We start from the raw sequence: 18970 nt of genomic DNA, 5'->3' as shown, positions 1-18970 counted from the left end.
CGGGAACATAGAAGACTGGGGAATTTCATTGGTATGGCGTCCGCTGCCGATTTGTTGCGTATTGAGAACCTCGATGTCTCTTTCTCCGTTTTCGGCGACCGGCTGCGCGTCGTAAAGGAAGCCAATCTTCGTATCCTCCCGGGCAAGGTCACCGCTCTCGTCGGTGAATCCGGCTCGGGCAAATCGGTGATCAGCCAGGCGATCATGGGCATTCTGCCCAACCCCGCCAGGGCCTCGGGCAGCATCCTATTCACCGACCCGCTCGACGGCAGCACGACCGATATCCTGTCGCTCTCGCGCGACAGCGAGGAGATGCGCGATCTGCGCGGCAAGCGCATGGCGACGATCTTCCAGGAGCCGATGACCTCGCTCTCGCCGCTGCACACTGTCGGCAACCAGATCAGCGAGGTGCTGCTGATCCATACCGAGACCGACAAGCAGGAGGCGCGTCAAAAGACTGAGGAAATGCTCGGCCTCGTCGGCTTCTCCAATCCGCACCGCACCTACGACATGTATCCGTTCGAGTTGTCGGGCGGCATGCGCCAGCGCGCCATGATTGCCATGGCGTTGATATGCAAGCCGGCGCTGCTGATCGCCGACGAGCCGACGACGGCGCTCGACGTAACGATCCAGGCGCAGATCCTGGAGTTGCTGCGCGATCTTCAGGCCAAGCTCGGCATGGCGATGCTGCTCATCACCCACGATCTCGGCATCGTCGCCAACATGGCCGACGAGGTGGTCGTCATCTATCACGGCGAAATCATGGAAGCCGGGCCGGTCGAGGCGATCTTCCGAAACCCGCAGCATCCCTATCTCAAGGCCCTGATGGCCGCCGTTCCGCATTTCGACATGAAACCCGGCGAGCGGCTGAAGGCGCTGCGCGACGTGCCGGTCAATCTCGAGACTCTCGTCGGCAAGAAGAAGCTGCTGCAGGCGGAGGCGCCGGGCACGCTGCTGTCGGTCACCAATCTCTCGAAGACCTACAAGACGCGCAAGCGCAGTCTCCTGGGCAAGTATGAGGCCACCGTCCTGCGCGCCGTCGACGATGTCAGCTTCGACATCCGCCGCGGCGAATGTCTCGGCCTGGTCGGCGAATCCGGCTGCGGCAAGACGACGCTCAGCAAGATCCTGATGCGCGCCATCACACCCGACAGCGGCGCGGTCGTGTTCAACGACGGCAAGGAGGTCATCGACGTGCTTGCCGTCAAGGGCGACGAGCTGCAGGACATGCGCACCAAGATCCAGATGGTGTTCCAGGATCCGGTCTCCTCGCTGTCGCCGCGCATGACGGTGCGCAACATCCTCAGCGAACCGCTGGAGATCCACGATCGCGGCGACAGTGATGAGCGCAAGCGCAAGGTCGAGGGGCTGATGGGAGCGATCGGCCTCGACAAGCGCTACCTCAGCCGTTACCCGCACAGCTTTTCCGGCGGCCAGCGCCAGCGCATCGGCATTGCCCGCGCGCTGGCGCTCGGCCCGAAACTCGTCATCCTCGACGAGCCGGTCTCGGCCCTCGACGTCTCGGTGCAGGCACAGATCCTCAACCTGCTCAAGGATCTGCAGAAGGAGCTGGGGCTGACCTATCTCTTCATCTCGCACAACCTCGCCGTCGTCGATTACATGGCCGACCGCATCGCCGTCATGTGCAAGGGCCGCATCGTCGAGATCGCGCCGCGCGAGATCATCCTGCGCGATCCGGTGCACCCCTATACGAAATCGCTGCTCGCCGCCGTTCCCTTCCCCGATCTCGATCGGCCGCTCGATTTCAAGGCGCTCCGGGAAAACGGCGCCGCCGACAAGCAGAATTGGGGCGTGACCTTCACCGCCGAACATGACGATGCTTCCGAGCTTGCCTATGCCGATCTCGGCGACGGCCATTTGGTGCGCGCCCGCAAGGGCGCTACGGCCAAGGAGTTGCGCTGATGGTGACGCGTCGCACCTTTCTGGGCGGCCTCGTCGGTGCGGCGATCGCGCCGGCGGTGCTGCGAGCCGAGTCGGCCGGCGAACCGGAATTCCTCAAGGAGCGGCTGGCCGCAGGCAGCCTGCCTGGCATGGCCGAGCGCATTCCCGCCCGTCCGCGCATCGTCAACCTGAAGGAGATGGGGCTCGAACCCGGCGCCTATGGCGGCACGGTGCGCACCATCATCGGCAGCCAGCGCGACATCCGCTTCATGACGATCTACGGCTATGCCCGCCTGATCGGCTACGACAAGCACCTTCAGTTCCAGCCTGACATTCTCGCCGATTTCCGCTCCGAGGACGACACGGTCTTCACCTTCACGCTGCGCGAGGGCCATAAATGGTCGGACGGGGCGCCGTTCACGGCCGATGATTTCCACTACTGGTGGGAAGACGTCATCCTCAACGACAAGCTGACACCCGGCGGCGGTGCGCTCGAGCTTCGTCCGCACGGCAGCCTGCCGCGCTTCGAGATGCTCGATCCGCTGACCGTACGTTACACCTGGGAAAAACCCAACCCGATGTTCCTGCCGGCCCTGGCAGGACCCATACCGCTCGTTATCGTCGGGCCGGCGCACTACCTCAAGCAGTTCCACAAGAAGTATCAGCCCGACCAGGCGAAGATGGAACAGATGATGCAGGCCAACCGCGCCAAGAAATGGCAGGACCTGCACATCAAGATGGCGCGCTCCTACCGTCCCGAGAATCCGAACCTGCCGACACTGGATCCCTGGCACAATACCACCGCATTGCCGGCCGAGCAGTTCGTCTTCGAGCGTAACCCGTTCTTCCATCGCGTCGACGAAACCGGCAGGCAGCTTCCCTATCTCGACCGTTTCGTCCTCAACGTCTCTTCCTCGTCGATCATCGCCGCCAAGGCGGGTGCGGGCGAGGCCGACCTGCAGGCGACCGGCATCGATTTCAACGACTACACCTTCCTGAAAGAGGCGGAGAAGCGCTTTCCGGTGAAGGTCAATCTCTGGAAGGTCGCACGCGGATCGCGCATCACACTGTTGCCGAATCTCAACTGCGCCGACGAGGTGTGGCGCGGCCTGTTCCGTGACGTGCGGCTGCGCCGGGCGCTGTCGCTGGCGATCAATCGGCACGAGATCAACATGGTCGCCTTCTATGGCTTGGGCACGCCGAGCGCCGATACCGTGCTGCCCGACAGCCCGCTCTTCAAGCAGGAATATGCCGACGCCTTCGTCAAATTCGATCCCGACGAGGCCAATCGCCTGCTCGACGAGCTCGGCCTGACCAGGCGCGGCGACGACGGCATAAGGCTGCTGCCGGACGGGCGGCGCGCCGAGATCACCGTCGAGACCGCCGGCGAGAGCAATCTCGATACCGACGTACTGGAACTGGTGCACGATCACTGGGCCGATATCGGCCTTGCGCTTTATACCCGCACCTCGCAGCGCGACGTCTTCCGCAACCGCGCCATGAGCGGCACGATCATGATGTCGATCTGGTACGGCCTCGACAATGGCGTGCCGACGGCCGACATGTCGCCGTCCGGTCTTGCGCCGACGCTCGACGATCAGCTGCAGTGGCCGCTCTGGGGCATGCATTATCTCTCCGCCGGCCAGGAAGGTGTCGCTCCCGACCTGCCGGAAGCGGCCGAACTGGTCGATCTGCTCGGCCAGTGGGGCTCGACGGCGAAGTTCGAGGAGCGTCAGGCGATCTGGCACCGAATGCTGTCGCTCTATACGCAGCAGGTCTTCTCGATCGGCCTCATCAACAGCACGCTGCAGCCGATCCTGCGCGCCGCCAAGCTGCAGAACCTGCCGGAGAAAGCGCTCTACGGCTTCGATCCCACCTCCTATCTCGGCGTCTATATGCCGGATGTTTTCTGGTACAAGGAGGCCTGAGGCGTGCTCAGATATATTCTCTGGCGCATCGCCGCCATGGTCCCGACGCTCTTCGTCATTTCGGCGCTTGTTTTCACCATCATCGAACTGCCGCCCGGCGACTTCTTCGAGAGCCAGATCGCCGAGCTGCGCGCCTCCGGCGAGACCGCCAACCTCCAGGAAATCGAGGAGATGCGCCAGCAATACGGCTTCGACAAGCCGGAGATCGTGCGCTATTTCTACTGGGTCGGCGGCATGCTGCACGGCGATTTCGGCTATTCCTTCGAATACCAGCTGCCGGTCTCCGACGTCGTCGGCGACCGGCTGTGGCTGACGATCCTCGTCTCCTTCACGACGATCCTGCTCACCTGGCTGATCGCCTTTCCGATCGGCATCTATTCGGCGACGCACCAGTACAGCTGGGGGGATTACGGGCTGACCTTCCTCGGCCTGCTCGGCATCGCCATTCCGAACTTCATGCTGGCGCTGATCCTGATGTATTTCGCCAACGTCTGGTTCGGTCTGTCGATCGGCCACCTGATGGACCAGCAATATCTCAACGCGCCGATGAGTTGGGAAAAAGCGAAGTCGATCCTCGCCCATCTGTGGATCCCCGTCATCATCGTCGGCACGGCTGGCACGGCCGGGATGATCCGGCGGCTGCGGGCCAATCTTCTCGACGAGATGCAGAAGCAATATGTGACGACCGCCCGCGCCAAGGGCCTGCATCCGATGCGGGCGCTGGTCAAATATCCGCTGCGCATGGCGCTCAATTTCTTCATCGCCGACATCGGTTCGATCCTGCCGTCGATCATCTCGGGCGCCGAAATCGTCGCCATCGTCCTGTCGCTGGAGACGACCGGGCCGATGCTGATCAAGGCGCTGCAGAGCCAGGACATGTATCTCGCCGGCTCGTTTCTGATGTTCCTCGCCTTTCTCAATGTCATCGGCGTGCTGATTTCCGATATCGCCCTTGGCTTCCTCGATCCCCGTATCCGTCTGCAAGGCAGGAGCACCAAATAATGTCGCCCCTTCCCGCACCCGGCGCGCCACTTCCCCATTACGTCTCGACCGCGCCTTTCGATCCGCATGCGACCGAAACCATGACGGCGGCACAATCGCGCATCCATCTCGCTTCGCAGAAGCAGCTGATGTGGTGGAAGTTCAAGCAGCACAGGCTGGCATTGATCTCCGGCATCTTTCTTGCCGCCATCTACCTGATGATCCTGATCGTCGAGTTCCTGGCGCCCTACGGCCTGCACACCCGCAATGTCGATTTCATCCATGCGCCGCCGCAGCGCGTCCACTTCTTCGACAAGGGAGAGTTCGTCGGCCCCTTCGTCTACGGCCGCTCCATGACGCTCGATCTCGACACGCTGCATCGCGTCTATACCGACCGGCCGAACGACGTGCAGCCGATCCGCTTCTTCTGCCGCGGCGATTCCTATAGATTCTGGGGCCTCGTCGCCTCGAATTACCATCTGATCTGCCCGGCGATCGGCGGCCAGATGTTCCTGCTCGGCACCGACCGGCTCGGCCGCGACGTGCTGTCGCGCATCCTCTACGGCGCACGCATATCGCTGACGATCGGCCTGATCGGCATTTCGATCAGCTTCGTGCTCGGCATCGTCATCGGCGGCCTTGCCGGCTACTGGGGCGGCGTCTTCGACCTCATCGTCCAGCGCCTGATCGAGGTGCTGCAGTCGCTGCCGAGCCTGCCGCTGTGGATGGCGCTCGCCGCCATCATGCCGGTGACCTGGAGCCCGATCGTCATCTATTTCGGCATCACCGTCATCCTCGGCATCATCGACTGGACCGGGCTGGCGCGTGCCGTGCGCTCCAAGCTGCTGGCGCTGCGCGAGGAGGATTACGTCCAGGCCGCGCAGCTGATGGGCGCCAGCACGCCGCGCATCATCGGCCGCCATCTGGTGCCGGGCTTCATGTCGCATCTCATCGCTTCGGCGACGATTTCGATCCCCGGCATGATCCTCGGCGAGACCGCGCTCTCCTTCCTCGGCCTCGGTCTTCGGCCGCCGATCACCAGCTGGGGCATTCTGCTGACGGAGGCAAAAAGCGTCAGCGTCATCGCCTTCTATCCCTGGCTGCTCTTTCCGATCATTCCTGTTGTTCTTGTCATTTTGGCGTTCAACTTTCTGGGAGACGGCTTGCGCGATGCGGCAGATCCCTACAAATAGCGGGAAGCTCGGCGGCGCCTCACGGCACCGCGCCCGCCTCTTGGCCTCCGGACGGTGGGGGTACTAATTCATGTTGTTCACCCCGGAGGGAACACCCATGGCCAGACGTCTCGAAGATGCTCGCATCCTCATGTACAGCCACGACACGTTCGGTCTCGGCCATCTCAGGCGCTGTCGCACCATCGCCCATGCGCTGGTCGAAGACTATCGCGGCCTCAACATCCTGATCATTTCGGGGGCGACGATCGCCGGCGCCTTCGATTACCGCGCCCGCGTCGATTTCGTGAAGATCCCGAGCGTCATCAAGCTGCGCAATGGCGAATATACGTCGCTCGCCAGCCATATCGATCTGCACGAGACGCTGAAGATGCGCGAATCGAGCATCCGCCATACGGCCGAGACCTTCCAGCCTGACATTTTCATCGTCGATAAGGAGCCGATGGGGTTGAAGGGCGAGGTCGAGGATACGCTCGCCTATCTCAAGGCCCGCGGCACCGTGCTGGTGCTGGGGCTGCGCGAAATCATGGACGCGCCGCATCTGCTCGAGGCCGAGTGGAAGAAGAACAGCGTCATGCAGAAGATCGACCAATATTACGACAGCGTCTGGGTCTACGGACCGCCGGATTTTTACGATCCGCTTGTTGGTCTCGACGTGCCGGCGAGCCTGCGCCGCAAGATGGATTTTGTCGGATTCCTGCAGCGCAGCGTCTCCAAAGGCAAGAGCTCGATCAACGCCCGCAAGGATAATTACCTGTTGGTCACCACAGGCGGCGGCGGCGACGGCTCCGATCTCGTCCACGACGTCATGAATGCCTACGAGGCCGATCCGACGCTGACGCAGAAGGCGCTGGTCGTGCTCGGGCCCTATATGCCGGCCGCCGAGCGCGCCAAGCTGGTGCAGAAGGGCGAAGCCATTCCCTATATCGAGGTGATCGAATTCGACAATCACATGGAAGAGCTGATCGCCGACGCCACCGGCGTCGTCGCCATGGGCGGCTACAACACCTATTGCGAGATCCTCTCCTTCGACAAGCCGGCCCTTATCGTGCCTCGCGTCAAGCCGCGCGAGGAGCAGCTGCTGCGCGCAAAGCGGGCGAGCGAGCTCGGCCTCGTCGACATGCTGCTGCCGGAGCAATCGGTTGATCCCGCCATCATGGCCGCGGCGCTGAAGCGCCTGCCCTCCCGCCTGCCGCCGTCGAAAAGCGGCAGCAATATGCATCTCGAAGGGCTGGACCACATCTCGCAGACCGTCGGCCGATGGCTCGACGGCCGGGCCACCCACCTTGCCGTTGTCGGCGCAGAATAGGGCACAGAATTGCCGCCACGCCGCAAGATCCTCGTCGTGCTGAAAGGCTATCCCCGCCTTTCGGAAACCTTCATCGCCCAGGAACTGCTCGGCCTCGAAAGGGCCGGCTTCGACCTGACGCTGATTTCCATGCGCCGGCCGACCGACAAGAAGCGCCATCCCGTGCATGACGAGATCAAGGCGCGCGTCGTCTATCTGCCGGAATATCTGCACGAGGAACCGATCCGCGTGCTGAAAGGCCTCGTCGCCGGCTTCGGCAAAACCGGCTTCAAGGCGCTGATGAAACGCTTCTTCGCCGACCTCAAGCGCGACCTCTCCCGCAACCGCTTCCGCCGCCTCGGCCAGGCGCTGGTACTGGCGCGCGAATGGCCGGATGGGGGCGAGTGGCTGCATGCCCATTTCATCCATACGCCGGCCTCGGTGACGGAATATACCAGCATCCTGACGGACACGCCCTGGACCTGTTCGGCCCATGCCAAGGACATCTGGACCTCGCCCGACTGGGAACTGAAGAAGAAGCTGGAGAGCGCCCGCTGGACCGTCACCTGCACCCGGACCGGCTACGAGCACATGCGCATGCTGACATCGCGCAAGCAGGCCGTCCATTTGAGTTATCACGGCCTCGATCTCGCCCGCTTCGGCCATTTTTCCGGCGCGCGTTCCGAGAGAACCGGCAACGACCCGGCTGATCCGGCCTTCATCCTCAGCGTCGGCCGCGCCGTCGAGAAGAAGGGCTATGACGTGTTGTTGCGGGCGCTGGCGCTGCTGCCCGCCGATCTCCATTGGCGCCTGGAGCATATCGGCGGCGGCGGCGAGCTTGCGACGCTGAAGGCGCTCGCCGCCGAGCTCGGCCTCTCCGGCCGCATCGTCTGGAAGGGCGCCATGGCGCAGGAAGACGTGCTCGATCACTACCGCCGCGCCGATCTCTTTGCGCTCGCCTGCCGCATCGCCGCCAACGGCGACCGCGACGGCCTGCCGAACGTGTTGGTCGAGGCCTCGAGCCAGCGGCTCGTCTGCGTGTCGACCGCGGTTTCCGGTGTGCCGGAACTGCTGAAAGACCGCGAGAACGGCCTCGTCGTGCCGCCGGAGGATCCGGCGCTGCTTGCCCGGGCGCTGGAGGCGGCGATCCGCGATCCGGCGCTGCGCCAGCGCCTCGGCGACGCCGCCGAACGGCGGGTGCGCGAGGAGTTCGACTATCACTCCAGCATCAGACAGCTCGCCGGCCTGTTCGAGGCCGAATGGCAGAAGGCCTCATGACGGCACCGCGCATCTTCTTCTACGTCCAGCACCTGCTCGGCATCGGCCACATCGCCCGCGCCAGCCGCATCGCCAATGCACTGGTCAGGGACGGCTTCGACGTCACCGTGGTGACCGGCGGCCTGCCGGTGCCGGGCTTTCCCGGCGAGGGTGTGAAGACTTTTGCCCTGCCGGCGGTCGTCGCCAGCAATGCCGGTTTCTCCGGCCTCGCCGATGCCGATGGCCGGCCGGCCGGCGAAGAATTCCTCGCCGCCCGCCGGCAATTGCTGCTCGACGCCTTCCATGCCGCCAGGCCCGATGTCGTCATCATCGAGGCCTTCCCCTTCGGCCGGCGGCAGATGCGCTTCGAACTCCTGCCCTTGCTCGCAGCGATCGAAGCGGCCGAACCGCGGCCAAAACTCGTAAGCTCGGTGCGCGACATCCTGCAGGAAAACCGTAAGGCCGGCCGCGACGCCGAGACGGTGGCGCTGGTCAGGAATCACTTCGACGCCGTGCTCGTCCATGGCGATCCCGGCTTCGTCAGGCTCGAGGATACCTTCCCGCTGACGCCAGAGATCGCCGACAGGCTGCGTTATACCGGCCTCGTCGCGCCGCCGCCGGCGCCCGAACCGACGGAAACCTTCGACATCATCGCATCGGCCGGCGGTGGCGCGGTCGGCGCCGAGCTGATCGGCGCGGCGAAGGAGGCCGCGGCGCTGCTGCCCGGCAATCTTCGCTGGCTGCTGATCTCAGGCCCCAACCTGCCGGAAGGCGATTTCGCCCGGTTGTCGCGGGACGCAGGCCCGAATGTGACGCTGGTGCGCTTCCGCAAGGATTTTCCCTCGCTCTTGCGTGGCGCCAGAGTATCGATCTCGCAGGCCGGCTACAACACGGTCGGTGACCTCTTGCGCACCGAGTGCAGGCCGATCCTCATCCCCTTCGTCGCTGGCGGCGAGACCGAACAGACAGTGCGCGCCGAACGGCTGCAGGCGCTGGGTCTTGCCGATATCCTGCCGGAACAAGGGCTGACCTCGACCCATGTGAAAGAGGCTGTCGAAAAGGCGCTGGCAGCGCCTCGGCAGGAGCCGGTCTCGCTCGATCTCGAAGGGGCGGAGAAGACGGCCGCCGTCATTCGCTCGATGATTGCCGAATCGCTCGCCTAATTTAAAAATCCTGTGATATAAGCAGAGTTCGGGCGAGAATCGGCCTTTCTGCAGCCGGTCCCTTCGCCTTGTTTTCATTGCGATATCGGCGGTCCGGCTGCATGGTCCTGTTCTCGACAATTCCTGCCCTCCCCGCGCCCGGATCGCGCCTTCGGAATTTCCCAGCACGCTGACGGTTAGCCATGGAAAAGAGCCTCGCCCGCTATATCTGGAAGAACACGCGGCTGCAGCAGCTGTGGATCCTGGCTGTCGTCGCGGCCTCGATGGTCCCCTATTTCCTGTCCTTCGATCTGCCGAAGCAGATCGTCAACGGACCGATCCAGGGCGACGGCTTTGAGGGCCCCGGCGCAACCCAGACCTTCATGCACATCGCCTATGACATTCCGCTGATCGGCCATGTCGAATTCTTCAAGGGCGTGCAGCTCGACCGCTTCCAGATGCTGATGGCTCTCAGTCTGGTATTCCTGGCGCTGGTGGTGCTGAACGGGCTCTTCAAGTTCTACATCAACACCTATAAGGGCCGGCTCGGCGAACGCATGCTTCGGCGCATCCGCTTCGAGCTGATCGACCGGGTCCTGCGGTTTCCGCCGGCCCATTTCAAGCGCGTGAAATCGGCCGAGATCGCCACCATGATCAAGGACGAGGTGGAGCCGATGGGCGGCTTCACCGGCGACGCCTTCGTCTCGCCCGCCCTGCTCGGCGGCCAGGCGATCACCGCGCTCGCCTTCATCATCGTGCAGAATTTCTGGCTCGGCATGATCGCCGCCGCCATCGTCGGCGTCCAGGCGGTCGTCATTCCCCGCATGCGCAAACGCCTGCTGGATCTCGGCCGCCAGCGGCAGCTGACGGCGCGCGAGCTTTCCGGCCGCGTCGGCGAAATCGTCGACGGCATCGGCACGATCCACGGCAACGACACATCCAACCTCGAACGTGCCGATATCGCCTGGCGGCTCGGCCGCATCTTCTCGATCCGCTACGACCTTTATCAGTGGAAGTTCCTGGTGAAGTTCATCAATAACTTTCTCGCCCAGGTCACCCCCTTCCTGTTCTACGCGATCGGCGGTTATCTCGCGCTGCAGGGCCGGCTCGACATCGGCCAGCTCGTCGCCGTCATATCAGCCTACAAGGACCTGCCCGGGCCACTGAAGGAGCTGATCGACTGGGACCAGATGCGCCAGGACGTGCAGGTGAAGTATCAGCAGGTCTACGAGCAGTTCAACGTCGAGCCCTTGATCGAGAGCCACATCCAGGAATTGGCGACCGCACCCGTGGGCGCACTGACCAGCGCACTCGTCGTCACCAATCTGACGCTCTCCGACGATAGCGGCGCCCGCCTCCTCGACCACGTCTCGGTCGAAATCAAGCCGAACGAGACGGTTGCGATCGTCGGTCCGAACGGCAGCGGCGCCGAAGCCTTCGCCGAAGCGCTCGGCCGCATGATCTGGCCCGACTCCGGCCGCATCACCATCGACGGACGCGACCTGCTCGAGCTGCCGGAATCGATCACCGGCCGCCGCATCTCCTATGCCTCGGCCGACACCTTCTTCTTCCATGGCACGCTCGCGAGCAACCTGCTCTACGGCCTCAAGCACGCGCCGATGATCGACGCCGTCTACGACGAGAAGGAAGCGCAGGAGTATAAATGGCACTCCATCGAGGCGGTGAAGGCCGGCAACCCGACGCTCGACCTCAACAGCGACTGGGTGGATTACCAGGCGGCCGGCGCCAATGGACCGGATGATCTCTTGAAAGCGATCCGGCCGGTGCTCGACGCCGTGCTGATCTCGCAGGATATCCTCGACCTGGCGCTGCGCTCGAACGTCAATACCGAGGTGCATGTGGCGGTCAGCGACCATGTCGTGGCGCTGCGCGCCTCGCTGCGCGACCGGCTGCGCGACGAAGGTCTCGACGGCATCGTCGTGCCTTTCGATTTCGACGCCTACAACGCCCAGGCGACGGTCGGTGAGAACCTGCTCTTCGGCACGATGAAGCGGCCGCTGATGACCAATCGCCGGCTTGCCGCCCATCCCTATTTCCAGCAGCTGTTCCGCGAGACGGGCCTCAGCACCGATCTCTACGCCATGGGCCTCGAGATCGCCGAGAACGCCGTCGAACTCTTCCACGACCTGCCGCCGGATCATCCTTTCTTCCAGCAGCTGACCTTCATGACGGCGGACGACATTCCGACCTATCAGGCGCTGTTGCAGAAGCTGCAAAGCCGACGTTTCGAGGACGCCACACCCGAGGAGCGCTCCGCCATCATCCGGCTGAGCTTCGCCTATATCGAGCCGCGCCACCGCTTCGGCCTTTTGACCAATGAGCTGATGGACAAGATCGTCAGCGCCCGCAAGCAGTTCCACGCGCATATTCCGGCCGATCTCGCCGAGCTGATCGAGCGCTACGACGCCGAGCGCTTCACCCCATCGGCCAGCCTGATGGACAATGTGCTCTTCGGCCGCATCGCCTATCAGCAGGCCGACGCCTCCGACCGCATCCGCGCCATCATGGGCGAGCTCTTCGACGCGCTCGACCTTTATGACGATGTCCTGTCGATCGGCCTCGAATTCGACGTCGGCTCCGGCGGCAAGCGGCTGACCATGGTGCAGCGCCAGAAGCTGAATCTTGCCCGCGCACTTCTGAAGCGCTCGGACTATTTCGTCTTCAACCGGCCGCTGTCCGCACTCGATCAGCGCGTTCAGGATCAAATCACCCGCAACATCATCGAAGACTTGCACAAGGAAGGTGAGCGCCCGGCGATCATCTGGGTGCTTTCGAATGCGCGACTTGCCGAGATGTTCGACCGGATTCTGCTCTTCGACCGCGGCGGGCTGGCGGAAGCCGGGAACTATCCGGAACTTTCCGAGAAAAACGGTATGTTCAAGGAACTGTTATCGTAATATTCTATTGGGGCGGCGATGGTAGGCGTTCCCGGGGGAACGCCCGGAATTGAGGCGCCTGGTTCCAAGAACCCTGCGTCAGGGGATTGAAACGCTCATGCTGTTGAGAGACGAAGTCGAAATGCTGCGCCGGGTGCCGATCTTTTCGAGGATTGCACCAGCGAAACTCAAGCTTTTGGCCTTCACCTCCGACCGTATGACCTACAAGGCCGGTCAGGATCTCTTCCATCAAGGTGACGTCGGCGACGCCGCCTATGTCATCCTTTCCGGAAGCGCCGATATCATCGTCTCCTCGCCGGCCGGCGAGATCAAGGTCGCCGACGTCGAGCTCAATTCCATCGTCGGCGAAATCGCCATTCTCTGCGATGTCTCACGCACGGCAACGGTGCGCGCCACCTCGCCGCTTGAGGTGCTGCGCATCAGCAAGGAGCACTTCCTGAAGCTGCTCAGCGACTTCCCCGAAATGGCCGTCGAAATCATGCGCGTGCTCGCCGACCGCCTGAACCACACCACCGCGGAGCTGACCGCGGCGCGGGCGGCGAAGCAGCCGCAGATGGCGCAGTAAGGTTCTCAGTTGAGGATCTGGGCGGCAGCGCGATGAAGGGCGCACGGGCCTTCGTCCACAGGTGATGAAACCCGCGCCCGTTCCCCGTCGACCGAAGATCAAGCTATCGCCTATCGCGCAAATGGCCGTCGGTTCGTCGATTTCGCGGATTGCGGGCATCCACTCAGAACAAATCAGCACCATTCGGCTCCAACGATTACAGATCCGGCGGCCGGCCGGCGCCGGCCGAAGCGCCGCAATATGCGCTATGCAAAGAGGAAAGAGTCTTCGATGAACACGGCGATATCGGCCCGTAACGGCGATTCGGATGCAAGCGCCTCGATGCGGTAAAAATCGTGTTGCTTGCCAGCATAGGTTTTCCAACGCTGGGGAACAGCGTGGTTCCAGCTTTCCGGCGGCCGATATGGATCAAGCTCTCCCCAGACTACCATTGTGGGTATATTCAATGGAGACGATTCGAAGCGCAATCTGGTTGACGACACGCAGATCAGAGCCTGAAGCTCCAGGCCCTCTTTGACCGCATTCCACAAAGCGGTTCCACCGGCGCTGAAACCAATCCCCAAGCACCTGTGTCCGCCAACCTCGCGAAGTGCCCGAACCGCATGCCGCATGCCATCTTCGTTGAAAAGATGGTGGTGAAGCTCGTCTCCGCGCAGGCCAGGTCGACCGCTCAGCTCGGCCAGTTGTAATAGACGATGCTTAGAGCACCTGCCATCCAATCGTTCGTCGAAGGTTTCGGGACAGCCGTGGATATCGCTAACAACCAACAAGTCTTGCATCAATTCGGCGGTGCCGTTCTTCGATACGATACAGAATGAGACAGCACGCCGGACTTGCCGGCGTGCTGCTGTGGTTCGACCTATTCGCGCTGTTCCAGCGCCTTGCTGAAGGCCAGCGCCGCCAGCGTGCAGATGGCGCCGGAGAGCAGGTAGTAGCCGACGAAGGTCAGGCCGAAGCGGCTGGAGAGGCTGAGCGCCACCAGCGGTGCGAAGCCGGCGCCGACCAGCCAGGCGAGGTCCGAGGTGAAGGCAGCACCGGTATAGCGATAGCCGCGGCCGAAGCGCGACGAGATCGAACCGGTCGCCTGGCCGAAGGAGAGGCCGAGCACGCCGAAGCCGATGATGACGAAGGCATCGTGGCCGTTATTGCCGGATGCGATCAGGATGGGCCCGACAAAACTGAAGACGGCGATGATGACGGCGCAGATCGCAAGCTGGGCGCGCCGGCCGATGCGGTCGGCGATCAGGCCGGAGGCGATGATGGCGACGACGCCGACCATGGCGCCGACCACCTGCACCACCATGAAGGTGCCGATCGGCTGGTTGCCGTAAAGGCTCATCCAGCCGAGCGGGAAGATGGTCACCAGGTGGAACATGGCGAAGCTGGCGAGCGGCACGAAGGCGCCGATCAGGATGTCGCGGCCGTGAACGCGCAGCACCTGGAGGATCGGTGCGGCCTCCAACTCATGTTGCTCGAGCAGCGTGCCGAATTCCTTGGTCATGACCAGGCGCAGACGCGCAAACAGCGCCACGACATTGATCGCGAAGGCGACGAAGAAGGGATAGCGCCAGCCCCAGGAAAGGAAATCCTCGCTGGAAAGGTTGGCGACGAAATAACCGAAGAGCGTGCTTGCCAGCGCAAAGCCGATCGGCGCGCCGAGCTGTGGGATCATCGCGTACCAGCCACGGTGATTGGGCGGCGCGTTAAGTGCGAGGAGCGATGCCAGGCCGTCCCAGGCGCCGCCGAGCGCGAAGCCCTGGCCGAGACGGAAGAGCGCCAAAAGGGCGATCGACCAGACGCCGATTTCCGCATAACCCGGCAGGAAGGCGATCGAGGCGGTGGAGCCGCCGAGCAGGAAGAGCGCAATCGTCAGCTTCGTGCCGCGCCCATACATCCGGTCGATGGTCATGAAGACGACGGAGCCGACGGGGCGGGCGAGGAACGCGAGCGAGAAGATGGCGAAGGAATAGAGCGTGCCGGTGAGCCTGTCGGGCGCGAAAGGAAAGACGAGCTGCGGAAAGACCAGGACCGAGGCGAGGCCGTAGACGAAGAAATCGAAGAATTCCGACATGCGGCCGATCACTACGCCGATGGCGATGCTGCCCGGTGACACCGGCTTGTCGTCGTGAATGCGCCGTGCGTCGCGTTCAAGCGACGACGACGACGGTCCGTAATGCGATGTTGTTGCCATAAAACGCCTCCTCGTTAAGGCGCTTCCGGCAAGGCGCCTCAGGTCTGATCTTGATCAAACCGGCAGGCTTATCAAGTCCGTGAGACCGAAATAGTTCATCATCACGGCTCAAATGAAGCGCGGACGGAAAAAATGCGTGATCCGGAGGGTGATTTTCCCCTGCAAATGCTGGCCTGACCGGCAGTTGCGGATATATTGGATGAAACATGCGCAGGCCTAAAATCCTTCTATATTTCATCAGGATTTCAAAGCACTAGCGCCCGATGATTTTGCCGCAGTGCGGCATGTTTGCTGCACTGCGACCTTCCGCCTCATGTCGCTATCCGGTTCAGTGCTTTAGTCGCGGACAAAACGAAACAACAAGAGCTTAGAGACGTGCCAAAACTCATGAAGTTTTCCCGCCTTCTATCCGTCTTGCCGCTGCTTTTCCTGGCAGGATGCAACATGGTGGTCATGGCGCCTTCCGGCGACATCGCCGCGCAACAGCGCGATCTGATCGTCATCTCGACGGTGCTGATGCTTCTGATCATCGTTCCGGTGATCTTCCTGACGCTGCTCTTCGCCTGGCGCTACCGCCGCTCTAACACGGCCGCGACTTACGCGCCGGAATGGCATCATTCGACCCGCCTCGAAATCGTTATCTGGGCGGCACCGCTGGCGATCATCATTGCGCTCGGCGCCGTCACCTGGATTTCCACGCATAAGCTCGATCCCTACCGCCCGCTCGACCGGCTCGATGCCGAGCGCGCCATCCCGGCCGATACCAAGCCGCTGACCGTCGAGGTCGTGGCGCTCGACTGGAAATGGCTGTTCTTCTATCCCGAACTCGGCATTGCCACCGTCAACGAGCTCGCCGCGCCCGTCGACATGCCGGTCAATTTCAAAATCACCTCCTCCTCGGTGATGAACTCCTTCTACATCCCCGCCCTTGCCGGCCAGATCTACGCCATGCCCGGCATGGAGACAAAGCTGCACGCCGTTATCAATCAGGAAGGCGAATATGAAGGCTTCTCCGCCAATTACAGCGGCGCCGGCTTCTCGCACATGCGCTTCAAGTTCCATGGCCTCACCCGCGAAGGCTTCGACGCCTGGGTGGCCAAGGTCAAGCAGCAGGGCACGATGCTCAACCGCGACGCCTATCTGAAGCTCGAGAAGCCGAGCGAGAAGGAGCCGGTGCGCTACTATGCCGGCGCCGACGCCGATCTCTACGACGCCATCCTCAACATGTGCGCCACGCCGGGCAAGATGTGCATGAACGAGATGATGCATATCGACATGACGGGCGGCGGCGGCAAGGAAAGCGCCGAAAACCGCGAGAAGCTGCAATACGACAACCGCCATGCCGGCGAAGACGTCGTCGAGCCTGGGGCTACCGTGCCGGCAACGGGCGTTCCGGCACAGGTCGAGCCGCCCAAGAGCACCGATGGCAACGGCATGCAGCACGACATGCCCGGAATGGACAGCACGCCCGGCACGGACATGCGGCATGACGGTCATTCCATGCCCGGCACGGGCAACGGCGCCGATCCGGCGCCGGCGCAGCTCAACAACAACAATTAACCTGGCGCTTTGCGTCGCAAGACATAATGAACGGGTTGTTCCATGTTTTCCAATCCTGACCTCCTGAAGTTGATCTTCGGCCGGTTGACCCTCGACGCCATCCCCTATCACGAGCCGATTCTGGTCGTGACCTTCATCGGCGTCGTCATCGGCGGTCTCGCCGTGTTTGGCGCCATCACCTATTTCAAGTTCTGGGGCTCGCTCTGGCACGACTGGATCTGCAGCGTCGATCACAAGAAGATCGGCATCATGTATGTGATCCTCGCCGTCATCATGCTGCTGCGCGGCTTTTCCGACGCGATCCTGATGCGCGTCCAGCAGGCGATCGCCTTCAACGGTTCGGAGGGCTACCTGCCGCCGCACCATTACGACCAGATCTTCACCGCCCACGGCGTCATCATGATCTTCTTCGTGGCGATGCCCTTCGTCACCGGCCTGATGAACTTCGTGGTGCCGCTGCAGATCGGGGCGCGCGACGTCTCCTTCCCCTTCCTCAACAACTTCTCCTTCTGGATGACCACCGCCGGCGCCATCATCATCATGCTGTCGCTGTTCATCGGTGAATTCGCCCAGACCGGCTGGCTCGCTTATCCGCCGCTGTCGGGGGCCGCCTACAGTCCGGGTGTGGGCGTCGACTATTATATCTGGGGCCTGCAGGTGGCCGGTGTCGGAACAACGCTGTCCGGCATTAACCTGATCGCCACCATCGTCAAGATGCGTGCGCCCGGCATGACCTTCATGAAGATGCCGGTCTTCACCTGGACGGCGCTCTGCACCAATGTGCTGATCGTCGCCTCCTTCCCGATCCTGACGGCAACGCTCGCGCTGCTGTCGCTCGACCGCTATGCCGGGACGAATTTCTTCACCAACGACCTCGGCGGCAATCCGATGATGTACATCAACCTCATCTGGATCTGGGGCCATCCGGAGGTCTACATCCTGGTGCTGCCGGCCTTCGGCATCTTCTCGGAAGTGGTCGCGACCTTCTCCGGCAAGCGCCTGTTCGGCTATGCCTCGATGGTCTACGCCACCTGCGTGATCATGATCCTGTCCTACATGGTCTGGCTGCATCACTTCTTCACCATGGGTTCGGGTGCTTCCGTCAACTCCTTCTTCGGCATCACCACGATGATCATCTCCATCCCCACGGGAGCGAAGATCTTCAACTGGCTCTTCACCATGTATCGCGGCCGCATCCGCTACGAGGTGCCGATGCTGTGGACGGTCGGCTTCATGGTGACTTTCGTTATCGGCGGCATGACCGGCGTCATGCTGGCCGTGCCGCCGGCCGACTTCGTGCTGCACAATTCGCTGTTCCTCATCGCCCATTTCCACAACGTCATCATCGGCGGCGTTCTGTTCGGCATGTTCGCCGGCGTGAACTACTGGTTTCCGAAGGCCTTCGGCTTCAAGCTCGATCCCTTCTGGGGCAAGACGAGCTTCTGGTTCTGGCAGATCGGCTTCTGGTTCGCCTTCATGCCGCTCTACGTGCTTGGCCTGATGGGCGTCACCCGCCGCATGAGCCAATTCGAGGACCCGTCGCTGCGGATCTGGTTCATCATTGCCGCCTTCGGCGTCGGCCTGATCGCGCTCGGCATCGCCGCCTTCCTGATCCAGATCGTCGTCAGCTTCATGAAACGCGAGGAATTGCGCGACGACAGCGGCGATCCCTGGGATGCCCGGACGCTGGAATGGTCGACCTCCTCGCCGCCACCGGACTACAACTTCGCCTTTACGCCCGTGGTCCACGACCATGACAGCTGGTACGACATGAAAAGGCGCGGCTACGAACGCCCGCTCGGCGGGTTCAAGCCGATCCACATGCCGAAGAATACCGGCACCGGCGCCATCCTGTCGGCGATCAGCGTCGCGCTTGCCTTCGGCCTGATCTGGTACATGTGGTGGCTGGTGATCCTCTCCGCCGTCGCACTGCTGGTGGTGGCGATCGGCCATACCTTCAACTACAAACGCGACTTCTACATCCCCGCCGGCAAGGTGACCGAAACGGAAGGCAAGCGCACGGCGCTGCTTGCCGAGCAGGTGTAATG

The 18970-nt window shown here is 62.6% G+C and carries 13 protein-coding genes; 11 read left to right on the top strand and 2 right to left on the bottom strand.

Features of this window, described 5'->3' with window-relative positions:
• Positions 1 to 33 precede the first annotated feature (33 nt).
• The 9 genes from Tal182_RS26865 to Tal182_RS26825 all read left to right on the top strand — a co-directional run bounded on the left by Tal182_RS26865 (position 34) and on the right by Tal182_RS26825 (position 13171).
• The gene (locus Tal182_RS26865) at positions 34 to 1923 is read left to right on the top strand and encodes an ABC transporter ATP-binding protein (protein WP_085861439.1); all 1890 of its coding nucleotides are present in this window, start codon (positions 34 to 36) and stop codon (positions 1921 to 1923) included.
• Entirely contained in the window at positions 1923 to 3830 is a 1908-nt protein-coding gene (locus Tal182_RS26860; protein ID WP_085861438.1) for an ABC transporter substrate-binding protein, read from the top strand. Before Tal182_RS26865 ends, Tal182_RS26860 begins: the two co-directional genes overlap by 1 nt.
• 3 nt (positions 3831 to 3833) lie before the next feature.
• The gene (locus tag Tal182_RS26855) at positions 3834 to 4832 is read left to right on the top strand and encodes an ABC transporter permease (protein ID WP_085861437.1); all 999 of its coding nucleotides are present in this window, start codon (positions 3834 to 3836) and stop codon (positions 4830 to 4832) included.
• Positions 4832 to 6004 carry an ABC transporter permease gene (locus Tal182_RS26850; protein WP_085861436.1) on the top strand — a complete coding sequence of 391 codons (1173 nt, stop codon included), beginning with the start codon at positions 4832 to 4834 and terminating at the stop codon, positions 6002 to 6004. The genes Tal182_RS26855 and Tal182_RS26850 overlap by 1 nt, the downstream gene beginning before the upstream one ends.
• A gap of 97 nt (positions 6005 to 6101) precedes the next feature.
• Positions 6102 to 7310, top strand: a complete 1209-nt coding sequence (locus tag Tal182_RS26845) for a glycosyltransferase family protein (protein ID WP_064808078.1) — start codon at positions 6102 to 6104, stop codon at positions 7308 to 7310.
• A 9-nt stretch (positions 7311 to 7319) separates the two neighbouring features.
• The gene (locus Tal182_RS26840; RefSeq protein ID WP_085861435.1) at positions 7320 to 8567 is read left to right on the top strand and encodes a glycosyltransferase; all 1248 of its coding nucleotides are present in this window, start codon (positions 7320 to 7322) and stop codon (positions 8565 to 8567) included.
• Complete coding sequence (locus Tal182_RS26835; RefSeq protein ID WP_085861741.1) at positions 8564 to 9709, top strand: glycosyltransferase; 1146 nt, start codon at positions 8564 to 8566, stop codon at positions 9707 to 9709. The genes Tal182_RS26840 and Tal182_RS26835 overlap by 4 nt, the downstream gene beginning before the upstream one ends.
• Positions 9710 to 9891: 182 nt before the next feature.
• On the top strand, positions 9892 to 12606 hold the full coding sequence (locus Tal182_RS26830; protein WP_085861434.1) for an ABC transporter ATP-binding protein: 2715 nt from the start codon (positions 9892 to 9894) through the stop codon (positions 12604 to 12606).
• A 97-nt stretch (positions 12607 to 12703) separates the two neighbouring features.
• The gene (locus Tal182_RS26825) at positions 12704 to 13171 is read left to right on the top strand and encodes a cyclic nucleotide-binding domain-containing protein (protein WP_004679746.1); all 468 of its coding nucleotides are present in this window, start codon (positions 12704 to 12706) and stop codon (positions 13169 to 13171) included.
• A 245-nt stretch (positions 13172 to 13416) separates the two neighbouring features.
• Here Tal182_RS26825 and Tal182_RS26820 read toward each other — a convergent pair whose 3' ends face one another.
• Both Tal182_RS26820 and Tal182_RS26815 read right to left on the bottom strand, forming a co-directional pair.
• Positions 13417 to 13950 (bottom strand): alpha/beta hydrolase, encoded by a 534-nt coding sequence (locus Tal182_RS26820; RefSeq protein WP_020922948.1) that lies wholly within the window; start codon positions 13948 to 13950, stop codon positions 13417 to 13419.
• Positions 13951 to 14030: 80 nt separating this feature from the next.
• Positions 14031 to 15362, bottom strand: coding sequence for an MFS transporter (locus Tal182_RS26815; protein ID WP_085861433.1), 1332 nt, complete (start codon positions 15360 to 15362; stop codon positions 14031 to 14033).
• 387 nt (positions 15363 to 15749) lie between these two features.
• Here Tal182_RS26815 and cyoA point away from each other — a divergent pair, with 387 nt between their 5' ends.
• Positions 15750 to 16922, top strand: a complete 1173-nt coding sequence (gene cyoA, locus Tal182_RS26810) for a ubiquinol oxidase subunit II (protein WP_245344901.1) — start codon at positions 15750 to 15752, stop codon at positions 16920 to 16922.
• A 42-nt stretch (positions 16923 to 16964) separates the two neighbouring features.
• Positions 16965 to 18968 (top strand): cytochrome o ubiquinol oxidase subunit I, encoded by a 2004-nt coding sequence (gene cyoB / locus Tal182_RS26805; RefSeq protein WP_085861431.1) that lies wholly within the window; start codon positions 16965 to 16967, stop codon positions 18966 to 18968.
• The last annotated feature ends 2 nt before the right edge of the window (positions 18969 to 18970 follow it).

It is taken from the genome of Rhizobium sp. TAL182 (assembly GCF_002117725.1).
Taxonomy (GTDB): Bacteria; Pseudomonadota; Alphaproteobacteria; order Rhizobiales; family Rhizobiaceae; genus Rhizobium; species Rhizobium esperanzae.
This window is presented reverse-complemented; position numbering and strand designations above follow the sequence as displayed.